General features: G+C 55.4%; 13 protein-coding genes. All 13 read right to left on the bottom strand.

What is annotated here, in order from left to right; translation table 11 throughout:
- Positions 1 to 92: 92 nt before the first annotated feature.
- On the bottom strand, positions 93 to 1,022 hold the full coding sequence (locus ACR64Q_RS02450; RefSeq protein WP_313733480.1) for a transporter: 930 nt from the start codon (positions 1,020 to 1,022) through the stop codon (positions 93 to 95).
- A 16-nt stretch (positions 1,023 to 1,038) separates the two neighbouring features.
- Positions 1,039 to 1,899 (bottom strand): hypothetical protein, encoded by an 861-nt coding sequence (locus ACR64Q_RS02445; protein ID WP_313733479.1) that lies wholly within the window; start codon positions 1,897 to 1,899, stop codon positions 1,039 to 1,041.
- The gene (locus ACR64Q_RS02440; RefSeq protein WP_313733478.1) at positions 1,899 to 2,753 is read right to left on the bottom strand and encodes a DUF2092 domain-containing protein; all 855 of its coding nucleotides are present in this window, start codon (positions 2,751 to 2,753) and stop codon (positions 1,899 to 1,901) included. Before ACR64Q_RS02440 ends, ACR64Q_RS02445 begins: the two co-directional genes overlap by 1 nt.
- A 122-nt stretch (positions 2,754 to 2,875) precedes the next feature.
- A complete protein-coding gene (locus tag ACR64Q_RS02435; RefSeq protein WP_313733477.1) occupies positions 2,876 to 5,308 on the bottom strand; it encodes a mechanosensitive ion channel domain-containing protein in 2,433 nt (810 codons plus the stop codon).
- Between the two features lie 25 nt (positions 5,309 to 5,333).
- The gene (locus tag ACR64Q_RS02430) at positions 5,334 to 5,795 is read right to left on the bottom strand and encodes a glycine zipper family protein (protein ID WP_313733476.1); all 462 of its coding nucleotides are present in this window, start codon (positions 5,793 to 5,795) and stop codon (positions 5,334 to 5,336) included.
- 159 nt (positions 5,796 to 5,954) lie between these two features.
- Positions 5,955 to 6,656, bottom strand: coding sequence for a DUF3313 domain-containing protein (locus tag ACR64Q_RS02425; RefSeq protein ID WP_313733475.1), 702 nt, complete (start codon positions 6,654 to 6,656; stop codon positions 5,955 to 5,957).
- A gap of 30 nt (positions 6,657 to 6,686) precedes the next feature.
- Positions 6,687 to 7,292: a lipid-binding SYLF domain-containing protein gene (locus ACR64Q_RS02420; RefSeq protein WP_313733474.1), complete on the bottom strand. Its 606-nt coding sequence runs from the start codon at positions 7,290 to 7,292 to the stop codon at positions 6,687 to 6,689.
- 3 nt (positions 7,293 to 7,295) lie between these two features.
- Complete coding sequence (locus ACR64Q_RS02415) at positions 7,296 to 9,581, bottom strand: tetratricopeptide repeat protein (RefSeq protein WP_313733473.1); 2,286 nt, start codon at positions 9,579 to 9,581, stop codon at positions 7,296 to 7,298.
- Positions 9,578 to 10,357, bottom strand: a complete 780-nt coding sequence (locus tag ACR64Q_RS02410; protein ID WP_026603402.1) for a bestrophin-like domain — start codon at positions 10,355 to 10,357, stop codon at positions 9,578 to 9,580. The genes ACR64Q_RS02415 and ACR64Q_RS02410 overlap by 4 nt, the downstream gene beginning before the upstream one ends.
- Before the next feature lie 43 nt (positions 10,358 to 10,400).
- Positions 10,401 to 10,928 (bottom strand): hypothetical protein, encoded by a 528-nt coding sequence (locus tag ACR64Q_RS02405; RefSeq protein WP_313733472.1) that lies wholly within the window; start codon positions 10,926 to 10,928, stop codon positions 10,401 to 10,403.
- A 48-nt stretch (positions 10,929 to 10,976) separates the two neighbouring features.
- Positions 10,977 to 11,792 (bottom strand): hypothetical protein, encoded by an 816-nt coding sequence (locus ACR64Q_RS02400; protein WP_313733471.1) that lies wholly within the window; start codon positions 11,790 to 11,792, stop codon positions 10,977 to 10,979.
- Positions 11,793 to 11,923: 131 nt separating this feature from the next.
- Entirely contained in the window at positions 11,924 to 13,369 is a 1,446-nt protein-coding gene (locus tag ACR64Q_RS02395) for a carbohydrate porin (protein ID WP_313733470.1), read from the bottom strand.
- A gap of 66 nt (positions 13,370 to 13,435) precedes the next feature.
- Positions 13,436 to 14,962: a DUF1254 domain-containing protein gene (locus ACR64Q_RS02390; protein ID WP_313733469.1), complete on the bottom strand. Its 1,527-nt coding sequence runs from the start codon at positions 14,960 to 14,962 to the stop codon at positions 13,436 to 13,438.
- Position 14,963: the final 1 nt, after the last annotated feature.

Here is a 14,963-nt window from a genome sequence, read left to right as displayed (position 1 = left end):
AGTCCATAAAACCGAAATCGCGCCAACGCGACAGCCAGACACGACAGTCGGGATAAACAAGGGCCTGTTGAAACGATTGCTCATCAGTGACATCACAGCCCGCCACCGAAGCGATATTGCCAGGCGATACCGGTGGTGTCGAAATCGCTGCCTCTGCGTCCGGAAATTGCCGTGCTGTAATAAAGCTTGATCGAGTTGGCTTTATTGACGGGCAGCGCCAGCGTGGCGCCGGCACGGGTGTTTTCCAAGCTATCGTCATTTTTATCGCCGTCCACCCGGCTTTGTCCGCCAGTGTAAAAAGTGGCATCCGCCGCCACCCAGATGCCATGGGTAATGTGATAAATCAGATGACCCTGCACGGAATAAACCGGGTCTTGCGAGCGCAGTTTGCCGCCGAAAAATTCGTCGTTGTCGGTGTAGATTCGGACACCGCTCGCCAATTCCAGCGTCACCGGCCCCATGCGTTTGGAAACGCCCAACTCCGGCTTGATTGACCAGCGGTTGGTGCCGAGGTTGACCAATTTGCCGGCATCGTACTGCCCACCCGGCGCCGTCACCTCGATATTGGCGCCGACTATCGTATCCTGTTCGTATTTTGCAAATTCCTCGAGCGACAGCGCAGGCGCGCCGAAAAAATTGATCGAAAAATGAAACCGGGGATCGATCAAACCCGAGACTTCCCGGTCCCGCTCCTGACCCACCACCGTGGCCGTGCCCTGCAGCGAAGCATAGGGCAACGCCATATCGAATTTGGCCGATTTACCAAACACATTGATCGCACGCACATAAGCCAGCACGCCGGAATGCAGTTCGATCTGGGTATTTTCTATCGGCAAGGCAGGATCTGTGGCTACACCGCCCCCAGTGTAGCCATAACCCGCAATCAAAAAATTCAACCCTACCGGGGTATTGGCGTACGTGCGCGGCTCTAAATCCTGCCCCATGGCCGAAAAGCTAACAGCCAACGAAGCCGTCATGAAAACCGCGATTGTCGCGCTATCCCGACGAAAATAGTTCGTCATGAAAACCAGCCTCCCGTTAGTAAGGCGCCGGCACCGGGGTATAGATCGGGCCGTTTGGGCCATAAGCCTGGGTATACCATGAGGTGCCGCATTGATAATACGTCACCCCTTGAAGAACGGCAGTGTTTGGGGTACATGGCAATCCGCCATTACCGGAAGGCGGGGTGGTATAGACCACGGTGGTCGACGGAGCCGTGGTTTGGGTCGTGTTTGATTGACCGGCCGCATAACCCGCCATCGCCCCTACTGCCGCCGCACCGACCGCTACAGCCGCCACTTCGCCATCGTCCCAGTGATCATCATCGTGGTAGTACCCGCCATGATACGACTCTGCCGTTTGCTGCCGGCTTTGGGATCTGCTGGTAGCGCCTTGCTGACGGGTATTGACATTCTCATTCGATGCCGATTGGCGTTGAGCTTGGTTTTGCGACGCGGCGTCCTGCCGCTGGGCTTGATTTTCTGTTGATGAGGATGCCCGAGTTTGTTGGGTCGCGGCCCGGTTGGTCGACATTGTCGAAGCCGATTCAGTCCTATTTGCAGAAACCGATTGTGCGGTTTGGCTTTGTGTACGATTCGTGGAAGCCGTTTGAGCCGTCGCTGACCTGCTGGACGCCATCGACGCCGACGAAGCGCCACCCGCCGCGCCGCCTCCCGCTGAAAAACTGCGGCTTGCCGAAAAACTACCGCTGGCCGCCGCGCCGCCTCGGGAAAAACCACCCGCGCCACCTTGCGAAAAACCACCCACACCACTAGCTCCACCACGGGCGCCTCCACCGCCTCCAGCCATGCCGCGGGCCGCCGCATCTCCGATGCCGACGCTGAAAATGACAAAGGTGGCGGTCATCGCCGTCACGATAGCATTAAGTTTTGTGTTCATTATTTTTCTCCCGAATGTGCTGGATTTTCAGAAGCGCCAGGTACGATGCTAGGCACTTGCGCCAGGAAGGCAATTTTTTTGGCACCTTCGGCTGGGGTAAAGGCAAACTGCGTATTGTCGATTTGCGGAGCCAAATTCCAATCGGAAAATTGCGCCCTGAACTGCGGTTGGCCTTCCTCCAGTTTGTAGGTCAATACCACCCGCAGAGGCAGCGGTTTTGGCCCTTCCGCTATCCATACCTGATAATCGACGGTCTCGGTGCGCGCAGCCAGATGATGCGCGGCTTGCCCGTGTATCGTGGTCTTCTCGACGTACTCGAGCGATTGGGTCCTACGTTCCAGCTCGGCGGGTAATTCGCTTACCAGCAACACGGCCAGCGGCAGCCGCATATTCAGATCTTTCAGGAAGTATTTGACCGCTTCATCGATACCGCCCGGTTTTGCCGTCTGGGCATAAACGTTATCCGACGGACTGAATATCGTGATGTCCTTGCCGTCATACAACACCATCTGCTTCACGCCATCGCTTCCCTCGCGCTCAACCCGCAGGCCATTGGGCCGACTGACGACAACCTGGCGCGTGGCCGAAAATTCGATCTTTTCTCCGGACGCCTGTACCGTGTCGTAGGAATCGTTGAGGTTCACCGCGAATGCCGGCGTCTTAGCCAAGTAATTGGCCATACGCTGCAAAATACCCTTGGCATCGGTCGCTTCCGGCCCCGCTTGCGGCAAGCTTTGGTGGGAAATCGCAGCCTGTGGATGGCTAACCGTCTGCTGCTCCGCGCAGCCCGCGAGTATCGACAGGATAGCCACGCATAGCGCGTTGCGTATTCCCGGTTGTAGTGTTTTATACATGTTTCACCTCCTTAAGGTGATGGGATTGAACTGATAAAGGCACCCGTCGAGGATAACCCTACGGCCACCAGCGAACACCAAACGATTTGAGTCGGAATAACCTTCCAACCGCCAATGTCTTTTCATGCCGCGGCGCCCCCTGATGTCATGGCGGTGTTTAATTCCACCCTGACCGGCTGGGTTATATCCAAATGTACGTCGCGTTGCGGAAAGGCCAGCAAAATGCCATGTTGGCTGAACAACTCTTCGATTCGCAGGCGCACGTCGCTCATCAAACGCATACGGTTAGGCTGTACCAACAGATCGACCCAAAAATCCAAACGCAAACTCAATGCACTGTCTGCAAACTCCTGCAGATAAATATCCGGCGCGGGCTGTTTGAGTACCTGGGGATTTTCGATAGCCGCAGTCTCGACCAAGGCCAACGCCTTGCGCACCTGCGAGCCATAAGCAATGCCCAGCGTAATGGTGCAACGTAGTCGCTGGTCGGAGAGGGTCAAATTCGTGACGTTGTTCTCCAGGAAACGGCTGTTCGGTATCAACATATCGATGCCGTCCAGCCGATGCACTTGACAGCAACGGCTACCGATTTGGGTAACCCGACTCAGTACGCCTTCGATTTCAACCATATCGCCCAGCCTGATCGAACGCTCCGCCAATAAAATCAAGCCGCTGATAAAATTATTGATAATGTTCTGGGCGCCGAAACCAACACCAATCGCCAAGGCGCCACCAAAAAAGGTAAATACCGTGAGCGGAATATGGACGCTAACCAGGGCAAAGACGATGATGGCCACCACCGCAACCAGACTGAACAACCTCAAGGACAATAAGCCGGAACTCGCCTTGATCGGCTGCCAGTTTTTCACCCGGCGCAAGCCTTGGTCCGCGACGCGAATGACCAGCCATAAGCCCACCGCCAGTATCGCTATCAATTTGAAGATCTTGCTCACCGTTACGCTACGTTTACCGGTAATCTGCCGCCCTTCGACGACGATGGTGTCATCGATAGCCAGTAGTTCGAAGTCGCTGAATGCTGTTACCAAAGCCATGGAATCTGCGTAGAAAGTTTTCAGCTTTTCAGTTAATGACGCATTGACATTTTTTAGCGCCAGCAAATCGAACATATTGAGCAGACTGCTATCCAGATCATTTAATTCGCTCAGTGCGCGCCTAAGCAGCTTTTCCTCACTGTCAAAGGCGGCCTTTTTACGCTGCTCTTGTTTTTGCTCGCCGTACCCGCTTTGCCAGTCGGCTAGCATTTTTGTCTGGTTGTCCAAATGGATTTGTATCGAATCCAATTCCGACTTCAGATATTTGCGCCACAAGGAAAGCCGTTCCATACCTTGCTTTAAATCCACCACAGCTTTATTCAAGGCGACAGGATCTTCGGTATGGCCGACTAGATAACGCAATTCCCAAGCCTGTCGCTCACTCACCACTGACAGGGCAAGCAAACGCAAGGTTCTCAAGTTGGAAGACGCCACCTGACTTTCCACTGAATCGGCATCCAGTATTTGCTGGATGCGTTCAAGTTCGGGCTTAGCGTCTTCAACCTTGGCACCACTCTCCAGGTTGATTTGCTCGCTCAGCTTTTTCAAACGCTCACGTGTACTTTGTAACTGGCTTTCCGCAGTTTGGGCCGCCCGGACGGCCAAGGCAATTTCGCCATCGAGTTCCAGTTGACGCTTGGTAAGCTGATCCAGTTTCTTGTTCAGATCGGCTTGCGATAACGGTGAACTGCTACTGGCCTCCATGGCCTGCTGGAGCAGTAATGCTTTTTCGTCAGCTAGATGCGCCAATCGTTCGTTACGTAAATCGCGGCTGGTACTCAGCAGGCCGATGCGGGCCTCGTCCCTTTGAGTGCGCAGTGCGTTCAGTTCCTGCAACCAGCGCGCCCGCTCGGCCTGTTCCGGTCGAGCGGCCTCAAGCGCTTCGTTCGCCTGACGCAGATTCTGAGCGGATTCCAGATATTCCTGTCGCCGCGTTTCCAGCAAACCATCAAACAAGGTCTGTTCGAGTCTTGTAGCCTCAAGTTCATGGTCTTTCAGACGCACCTGTTGCCATTGGTAGTCAATAAAATCCACCGAATAAGGCGGCGGTTCGGAAAAATTCGTCCAAACCATGGCTTTTTTTTGAAAATCCTCACGTGTTTGACCCATCCCACGAAACTTACGCAAGGTATCCAGATGCTGTTCGTAGTCGTTTACTATTAAATTTAACAATCGGGTGTATTCGGCCCATTCGGTCTCGGTAGCGGCCACAGGCGCGACCGCTCCGTCTTTCGATAAAGCGATCAGACGAGTGCGGACTTGATCGAGTCTGGACTTTAGTGCCGTTTCTCTTGCCTGCAACGAGGGCGTATCCTGATTAGCGGATCGTGCCGTAGCCGACGGCTTGGATACAGGCGATCCTTGAGCACACGCCGACAAGGCAGGCAATGACAGCATCGCCGCAACTACCGCGAACCGGGCACACCGGAGCGTACCCGACAACCGCGGCGAGCATGGCATAGTGCCGCGCGGGAACGGTAACTGTTCATGCGGGTGAGTCATGGCCGCCTCAGTCGAATCGGCGCGATCAATTGACCGAATAACCCAGTGCGCCTAGACAGGATTTCATGGCGCGGTTGTAGTTATCCAGACCGGGAGGTGGCGCGGACGCGGCCTGCTGTTGCCGATCTCGCTCTTGAAAACCGCGTCTCATGCCGCCGCCAACAGCGCCAATGGCGGCGCCCTTGCCGGCATCGCCGGCAATCGCACCGATTGCCGCTCCGGCCGCCGCGCCCCGTAAGCCACCTTTGAGCACTTCCTTGGACGCGCTGCCAAAACTGGGCCCCGAACTCGGTGCGGGAGGATTGCTCGGATCGTAACCGGATTGCTGAACCGACCAGCCGTGGCAGTTATACTGGTCTTGCTGCTGTTGCTGCGGACTTTGCCCGGCGGCTGGATAGATCATCAGACTCTGAGCCCAGGCGTTCATGGTTCCGGCGCCCAATAAAAGGACACAGACCAGGGTGTTACGAATTTTTCGATGGTTCATATTCATCTCCTGCGTAATTGAATCGGTTATAGCCGAGCATCGAATTTCGGTTTTTATACCTCCCCGGCAACCGCTCGGTGCGTTCGGCGGGAGAGAGGCGAAGATGCCGAAATTTGATGGGCGATCGCTATATTCAGGTTTTGTCGGACCGGGCCAATATTATTCAGGCCGAGTGGCGCCACAGTTCTCCAGCCGGTAAGCCATCCGATCCGCCCAATCATCGAAAGTCCGGGTTACGTCGTCCCATTTGCCGGTGACGCCTATCGTCGACTTATTACCGACCATGCGATCGACAGCCGCGCCCATGCGTTCGCCGGTACTGGCATCGGTGATTTCAACCTCACCGCTGGCCTTACCGACGAAGGCACCAGTGCCGGTGGCAATTTCCTTCAATTTGGACATCACCAGCATCTGCGGCACGAACGACGACACGGTATCCAATGCCACCCAGGAGCCTTCAGCTTCGGTAATCGCGGTTTTGATTCGTAGCGTGCCTGGCTGCGGCGTTTTGACGATTTGATAGTGTTTGCCCAATTCGCTGACTAACGAACCATGCAAATGATTAACCAGCATTTGCCTATCTTCCGCCGGGATAGAAGCTGTATCGGAATTTTTGCCAACCCAGATACCGACCGGTTCGATCAGCACCTTGTCATAGGTTTTGCAGGTTTGTTGATATTTTGGATTAAGGTAGATTTTTAGGGCCTCGCCGTCTTTTCCGGCGCGCAAGGCTGAATAATCGCCTAAAAAGCCCGATTCTTCGACATCACGCGCCTGCTTGATCGGCGTGCACGCGGACAACCCTAGCATCAGGGACAGCCCCAACATTCCGACGAAATTCTGTTTGCCATTGCTTGCCATGTTTTTATTCTCCTAAATTGCTGGTGGGTGTTATGGATTGATACGGGTAATTTTGGAGCCTTGTATGCCCAGACCGGCCATCAAGCCTTGCTGGCCAAACACAAAGGCATAGACATCGTCCCGCAAGGTCGTGGTGGTGGCTTTCTTGGCCAGGCCTTCATCGAGCACCACGACGCTAGGGCCGACGCCCACTTCCAGGCCTTTGGCGCTATTCAGGCTGGCTATCGCCTCGTCGTTCATGAAGAACATCGCGTAACCGAAGGATTGCACCCCGGCTTGCAAGCCATAAGAACCGGCCACGATGTTGTAGTAACCGGCTGTCTTGCCGCCTTTACGCATCGCGCCCTTGCCGTACTCGGCACCGCCGATGAAGCCGGCCTTGATCACATTCGGAAACACCAGAATACCCCTGGCTTGTGCCGCCAGCGTTCTGGCCGACGGCGTGGTTTGGTAAAGCTTGTTCAAAGCGGCATCCACTTCGCGGTCAATTTGCGCCGCGTTAGCGTGCGAATCGCCCTGTGACCCGCCCGTGGACTGACAACCGCTCAGCGTCGACGATAGGACCAACACTAGACACGCGATTAGCCTGAATCCAAGCAGCGGGGCAATTTGAAGGGATGGTGTCGATAATTTCATGAGTTATTCCTCTTGGGTGAATTGCGCGTTTAATGCGTTTAAAGCAGGGTCGTGCGGTGTCGCCGTCAACGCGGAGCGAACGACATCGCGCGCATCCCGCCCCTTTCCGACACTGGACAAAGCCATGGCGTAGACATAGCTGAACCGAGGTTGGTTTGGCGCCAATTTGACCGCGCGTTCCAGAGACTTCAACGCCTCTTCGGTGTTTTTCAGTCTGACCTGTAACAAGCCCAGGCTGTGATGTAAATCGGCGGCGTCCGGCAATCGGGACAAGCCTTGTTGCAGCAGGCTTAGTCCTTCGTTGTCGCGATGAATCAGTCGAAAAAGATCGGCCAGATTGATGTACGCCATCACAAAGTCTGGATCGATCTGCAAGGCCTCCCGGTAAGCCTGTTCGGCGGATTCGAATTCCTTGCGGGCGGTATGAAAATTGCCGCGATTGACTTGCGCGGCCGGATCGTCGGCGTTCCAATCCAACGAAGTCAAATAATCGCGGCTGGCCGCTGCGTAATTGGCCTGTTCGCTTGCAGAAATGGTGGCAGGGGCAAGGCCAGCCAATGCCGCGGCGGCCAGTACACGCAGCGAACGCACGGGATCGCGCAGCGCGTCGTGAGCCAGCGGCCAACGCTGTTCCGGCGGTAGTTGTTCCATAGCTTGCAGCGCCGCTCTACGCAGCAAGGGATCGGCATCCCGCAAGGCTTGAGTCAGAATCGGCAACTGTTCCGGCGTCAGACCGGCGGCCATTTCCGAGATGGCTGTGGCGCGGGCGATAGCCGGTTGGCTTTTGTCTTGCGCTAATGCCGATAACTGCGCCGTGGCATCCGCGCTTGCGGTGCGCGCGGCATGCAAGGCTTCGGCATAATTTTGATAAGCCTTGGGCTGATGCCCGTACCAGCGTTTGACCGTATCCGCCGCCCACTGCGCCGGTTTATCGGCATGACAGGCGTTACAGGTATTGGGGGTGCCGAGTTTTTCGGATAGATCGGGGCGCGGAATACGAAAGCCATGGTCGCGGCGGGCATCGACGCCCATATAGGTCTTGGTCGGCATGTGGCAAGCGATGCATTTAGCGCCGGCGGAACCCTCGGTATGGAAATGGTGCTTGGCATCCTCGTACTTGGCGGCGGCATGGCACTGCAAACACGTGCCGTTATCGGCGACGCGCAATTTGAGGCTGTGCTGTTCGTGGCAATCGCCGCAGGTCACGCCGGCCTGATACATCTTGCTTTGCAGAAACGAGCCGTATTCATAGACTTCGCCGTCGATCTGGCCATCGGCGTGGTACAAGGTTTGGGTCAATAAGGAAGGTAAATGGCTGTCCATCAAGCGCCCATCATGGTAATCGCCCAATAGCTGCGCGCGCCGGGAATGGCAACGGGCGCAGACCTGGATTTCCGTATCTCCACTACGCGGGATATTGCGCCGGGCGTTGCCGGTTTGCGAATCGATGCTCCAAGCCGCGCCGCGCCGCTCATTCAGCAATACCGCCAAACCCTTGGTTTGATCGTCCGCCGCTTTAGAGCCCGATTCCGGTTTGGCCCAGGTCACATGATTGGAACCGGGACCGTGGCAAGCTTCGCAAGACACATCGATTTCCGACCAGGTGCTGCGATAAGTGCGGTTGGAGGCATCGTAATTTTTTTGCAGATGGGTGGAATGGCATTCGGCACACATGAAATTCCAGTTCTGCGAGCGCCGGGTCCAATGCAATTCGTCGGTGTGGTCGATTTTTTCGTTGGGATACAAATGAAACCAGCGTTGCCCGCCCTGATCTTTGGAGCGGCTGTCCCAGGCAATTGACAAGGCTTGCAACTTGCCGCCGGGTAATTCGATCAGGTATTGCTGCAGCGGCGTAACCCCAAACACGTATTTGATTTCAAAATCCGCCAGTTTGCCATCCGGGCTGTCGGTGTTGACCAGGAACCGGCCGTTTTGCCGAAAAAAACGCGATGTCAGGCCGTCCTTGCTGAATTTAGCGTCCTTAAAATCGCCGATCACGGTTTGTTCGGTGACTTCCTGCATCGCCAAATCATGATGCGAACCTTGCCAGAGCTTATCCTGTTCGGCATGGCAAGCGGCGCAAGCGGCTCTGCCGACGAAAGCCGGCTCGATTTTCACTTGCTTTGCCGGCATGGCAGTGGAATCAGCGGCAAGCGGGAACAGGTAAAACCAAGTACCCAATCCCGCCAGCACCACTACGCATAGGGCGAATAACCACCCATAGGTACGTTTAACCCCTTTGTTCGCGACCGATTCCGGCGCTGGATTTCGTTCACCGGCCGACTTCATTGCATGCTGCCGCGCAGTTCGATCAAAACCCGATCCACTGCATCCACCCGAATCAAGCCGGCGCGAGGATATTCGATATCGAGTATCACATATACCGTGATTGCGATGATGGCGGCAAAACCGAAGACATGAAACCGGGTGGTTTCCGGGTTATTGCCCATCGAGTAACCGGCCAGAAAAGAGCTCAGCAACGCCAAGGCGAACAGCATCACGAAGATGACCGTGGGCGGATGCATCACGCGCGCGGTCGTTGTGCGCAACGTCGCCATATCGAACATTTCGTTCAAAGCCGCCAACAACAGCGTGGTCGCAGGCACCGATCCCGAAGCTTGACAGGCCTGGACCGCCATCGGCCAGATTTGATTTTGTAATTGATTGGCCTTGAGCAAACTGGCTTCCGCCGCCGCCATGTCGGGCAGTTTCTGAAATGCATCCAGGCGCGCATCCAGGTATTGCCGGAACAAATCCCGCAATGGCGGTTGGCTTGCAGACGGTAGCAGATTCAAGCGTAGATAAGCCGTGCCAATGGCGTTGGCCTCGTTGATAACCAAATCCCGACGATGATCCAGGCGCGAGGCCGCTCCGGAAAACGTAAAAGCGATCAACAGGCCCATCAATCCGAAAATGGCGCCGTCGATCAAACCAGCGGCGGTGTTATCGGTTTTTTGATCATCGCCCCTGGTTTTAAGGCCTAGCCTCCTGCCGAACTCTATGGCCAGCAACATGCCAAGAAATAAAACCAGCGCCACCAACACCGCGAGACTAGCAATGTCCATAATTCAATACCCCCATTGCCCCATCAGTTTTAGCCATCACGCGTTAACCCTCGCAGCCCGGGCCGTGTGTTGGCTGCGGGCGTTCGAAAATTCCGCGTCGCAGCGTACCTTCGCCCAAACGCTGATCCAATCCCGCATACACGTGATAAGCCAAAAAGGTCAAACCCACGCAAAGCAGCTTCATCAGCATCAGGTTCCAGTCTTTATGCGCCCATACTTCCGAAACGGCCTGATTCAACAAGCCCGTCTCCCGATAGGCATGAAAGACTTTTTCCAGAAAAAACACCATGAACGCGATGCCCAAATAGACCAAGGTCTTATAAAGAGCTGCCACCCAGAGCGGTTGGCGGGTATCGAAACGATTGCCGGCGGCGGTATGATCAAGAATGACGACGACTTTGGCGATGATCAAGGCACTCACGGCCGCAAGGGAAACGACCTGAACGTCAACCTGATAATCGGCGAGCAACAGTTTCTTCAAGGTCAGCATGACGCTAAAGCAAAAGAAGAAATACAAGGTCACCAGTCCTACTTCCTGGGCCTCGTGCTTTAGCTTGATGAGTAGGCTCATGGCTTGTTTTCCTCAAAAAACATCAATTAAAACCAGTGTTTTCAGCGCTCACTTCGGAAACAACAAGGTGACGGCGAAGCGCAGCCCCCAGTCCGGGCCACCTTCCGCTTTCTCGGCGTAGTAACGACCACCCACGGTGAAAGCCACCGGCTGCGAACCGAATTTCACCAGCTGTTGAACCGTTAAATTCAGCGGGACCGTCCAGCGCGTGTTTTCCCAGTCGTAGGTCGATTCGGTGTTAAGTTGCAAAGTTGTGAATGTTTTTGTCGTGTAAGCCAGAAAAGGTTGCATAAAAGTCGCGTTTACGTCCTGGCGACTGCCGCTGCCAGCAAAATTCCACAGATGATTGGCCAGCATGCCGTAAGTCCAGCCGTTTTCCTGTCTTAAGGCAACCGCCGTTGGCCCAGCACCCCATTTTTGCCCGCCCAGATTATCTTCGGAAGCGGAAGGGTACAAAAACACCGGCCCGCCACCCACTATCCAACCGCCGACCGCTTCCTTGGGCGACAAAAAGAAGCTTTGCACGATGTCGCCGAAGCCACTGGTGTCCGAACCGCCGGCCAAGGGCGATTCGGCATGGATAATAGGCATGATGGTACGGGTGATCAGATTCCAGTTGTCGCCGATCGAAAACGGAATCACCGGCTGTACATTGGCGGTAAAGCGCATGGCATCGGCCTGGCCGATGCCGAAATCCCAATTGTTTTGCACGGGAACGCTGATCAGATTGGCGATCGGGTTTTGTAATTTCTTGGCCAACTCGGCGGCATTTGCCTGATTACTATCCGCAGCCCCGTCATCGGCCAGCGCCGTCCGCATGATCATGACAGCGCCAAGCACCAGCAAACTCCTGTTGATTCGCATGGCATGTTTCACCGTTTTCCTTTTAAACTCACTGCGGTTACCAAAAATTTCGGAATACCCGGCAATAGCGCTTTAATGCCTTGTCGCCTCGACGACTGCTTTGCGCATCACCCGAACAAGCTCAGGCTGACTCAAAATTTAATATTCACGCGCAAATTCGCTTCGACGACCGTATCCATATCCCGCAACTGGTGATTTTCATCAAGGGTTTTACTCAGAGCGGAATTGACGACCTGAAGATGCGGGCTTACATCCAGCCAAGGCGTGATCGCGGCTGCGTAATACAGTTCGACGGCATCTTCATGATCCAGGCCAAGCCCCAATCTTTCCCGCAGTAAGGGCACGAACTGATCGCTAAACTGGGTACGCGCCCAGCCTATGCCGAAGCTATCGTGCGGACGCGAGGCGAATACGCCCTTGCCGCCTATCCCCATCATATAGGTGTACTGAATAGGATTAGGGTTGCCATCGGTGGCGCCAAAATTAAAGAAAACACCGAGGCCGCGTTTCGAATCGCCGTCGGGTTGCCAGAAATATTGATCGAAGCTATAGACCACCGACCAGGTATTTTCCTTGCGGTTGAAGGGTTGGACAGGAATCAGCAGATCCGGAAAACGCTCGCGAAGAATCCGCTCCAGGATCGGGCCGGGATTACCCAGGAAGGGAAAGCGCTGAGTTAGCAATGCGCGCGCCAGGTTGTCGGGGTCTTGGGTCAGCGAGAAACGAGTCTTGTTGCTCCACACACCGCTGATAGCCTGGTGCCCGGCCAGGCCAAACGGTTTGATTTTGATGCTCGCCCCACTCATCAAGGTCACGCCGTCATCGAAGGCCTTGCTGATGTCGTTCTCGTCGGGCGTACCGCTGGCATCCAGCGCCAAGGCCATCAGCGTGATGTCCTTGGTGGGCAGCCCAATCACGCCGCCGCCATAGGCGGAGATGGGCACCATCGCGAAGGCCAAGGGCAAGTTCAGCGCGGTATTGAGAAATTGGGTATTGTAGTCGCCATAAAACTCATTGGGTGTGAAATCCAAAAGATTCAATTTCCCCATCATCACCCCAGCGTGTTCACTCAAGAACTGGGTGTAGGAGGCCTCCATCAAACCACTGCTGGGCTGGTTGAAACCGGGATGCAGCGAAGACATGTTGGTCGGTATCATCGCGCCGGCTTCGTTATACAAGGTATTGCCGAAACTGGAAATGCCTTCGAATTTGAAGAAGCCGCCCGGCCACAGTCCCATTTTGCCGGTATCCAGATTCAAGGAGTAATCGACGCTGCCCCAAAAGTCGGCGCCGGTCTCCCGGCCGCCGGTGGCGACACCGCCCGGCAGCAAAAGCATGTTGGCATCCAATACCACGCCTTTTTTGGCCATGTCGTCCCTGATGCCGCCCCAAGCGCCGGTCAGCCGTTCGCGTGAAGCCAAATCCCCGCCCCAGGTTTCCGGGACTGCCACGGGACCTAAGGCATTGGCGCTTGAGCTTAAACCCATCAGCAACACCGAGCCGACTAGGCTCAAGGACGTTCTATTGAGCCTTTTGTTATTTTTGACATTCATTGCAAGGCTATCTGTTTTAATCATGACATTTCCCCAATTTTTATGACATGACGCACGGGTTTTAAAAGCCGCCAGTGCGCCATTGGTACACTACTTAACCGGCTCGATCTCGCCCGGCCGCCAGGTTTTGTCGAACCAGGGCTGGAGCGGGCCATAAAGGCGCAGCAACGTATTCCAGCCCTTGCCGGGGATGGTCTGCACCCAGTTGTTTTCCTTGCCTGCTGGCCGCTTGGGGCCGAAATAGATGTCAACCGAGCTGTCCGGGTTGACCTGGAGCCCTTGAGTCTGACTGCTGACCGCCGGCCAATGCTGGTCGGTCTGTAGCATGGAGCGGGTCTGGTTGTCGTACAAAATCACCGACCAGAAGTTTGCGACCGGGATATTGGGCGGCAGGTGCAATTGGTAGTTTTTGCCGCCATCCAGCGGCTTGCCCTTGGCGTCGACGAAAGCCCCCATATACTGCGACCCCTGGCCAACCACCTTCGAATCCATGGCTGGAGTAATGCCGGTCGCATAGAAGAAGAAAAAGGTGTACATGTCCAGCAACCGCACCCCTTTATCCTCGAAGGTATAGCCGCTGGCATTCATCGGATTGACCCAGGCGCTCTGGCTATCCGGGTAGAAATAAGCACTCTTATCGCGAGGACGATAAGAGACCGCGCGCGCCGTCGCGTCGCCGACGAGGGCAGCCTCGGCGAGAATCTTCTTCATCCTGGCATCGGGATTAAAAGGTTTGCCTTTTTGAATCCCGACCGACGCCCAAAGTCCGAGGGTAATCGGATCGACCGAATCGGTCGGCTCTTCTTGTACCACCTGATCCAGGTACTCCCAGAAAGGATAATCCGCCGGGGCGACGGTGTTGAAGTCCCGCCCCGACACATTGACGAAGTTCAATTGCGGCGGGTTGCCGGCCTGTCCCAGCGGATAGATTTTCGTCAACTGCTTGACGCTGTCCACGCCCGGCTTGGGATCGCCGTCTTTCAGGAAAGTCCGCCAACCGGCCCAAATCTTAAACGTTGCGGGACGGACAACATGGTAGCCTTCCGGGACCTCGCCTTGGTAACCGGGAGGCAGCAGCAAAAATTTGCCGCCTTCACCCTTGTCGGGACCCATGAAGCCCAAATCGGTAACGAAGTGATACCACATGTCGTCGATCAGGCCGAGAACCTTGGGCGGTATTTCGAGGACCAAGGGCCCCTTACTCAGGTCTAGCCAGAACCAGGTGTAGGGGGTGTTGTTGTTCGGCGTCAGAAACGTCGAACGGGGATTCATCATCTGCTCAAAGATCGGCACGGTGGTATTGGCCGGCCCCACTTCGAGTATGCCTTTGCGATTCGCCACTTGGCTGACAGGTGCCAGTCCGAGCAAGTAAGCCTGTACCGCGCGCTGAAAATCCAGATTGTCGTAGAGTTTTTCGACGCTGGCATCATCCGGGAAGCCGTCGAAAAATTTCAGCGTGCCCAAGCGGGTTTTGACCTGATCCGGCATCGCGATGCCGGCAGGTACTTCCGTGCTCATTTTGTATTGTGCTGGCTTGGTCGGTTTGGCGATCACGGTTCCCGCCAACAGGCCGCAGGTCAGGGCAATCGCCGTGGCTAGCTTGGTGTTTTTCGTCATT

Source organism: Methylomonas sp. 2F7, from assembly GCF_057126975.1.
Note: the sequence above shows the minus strand (reverse complement) of the source record. Positions and strands in the feature narration are given on the sequence as shown.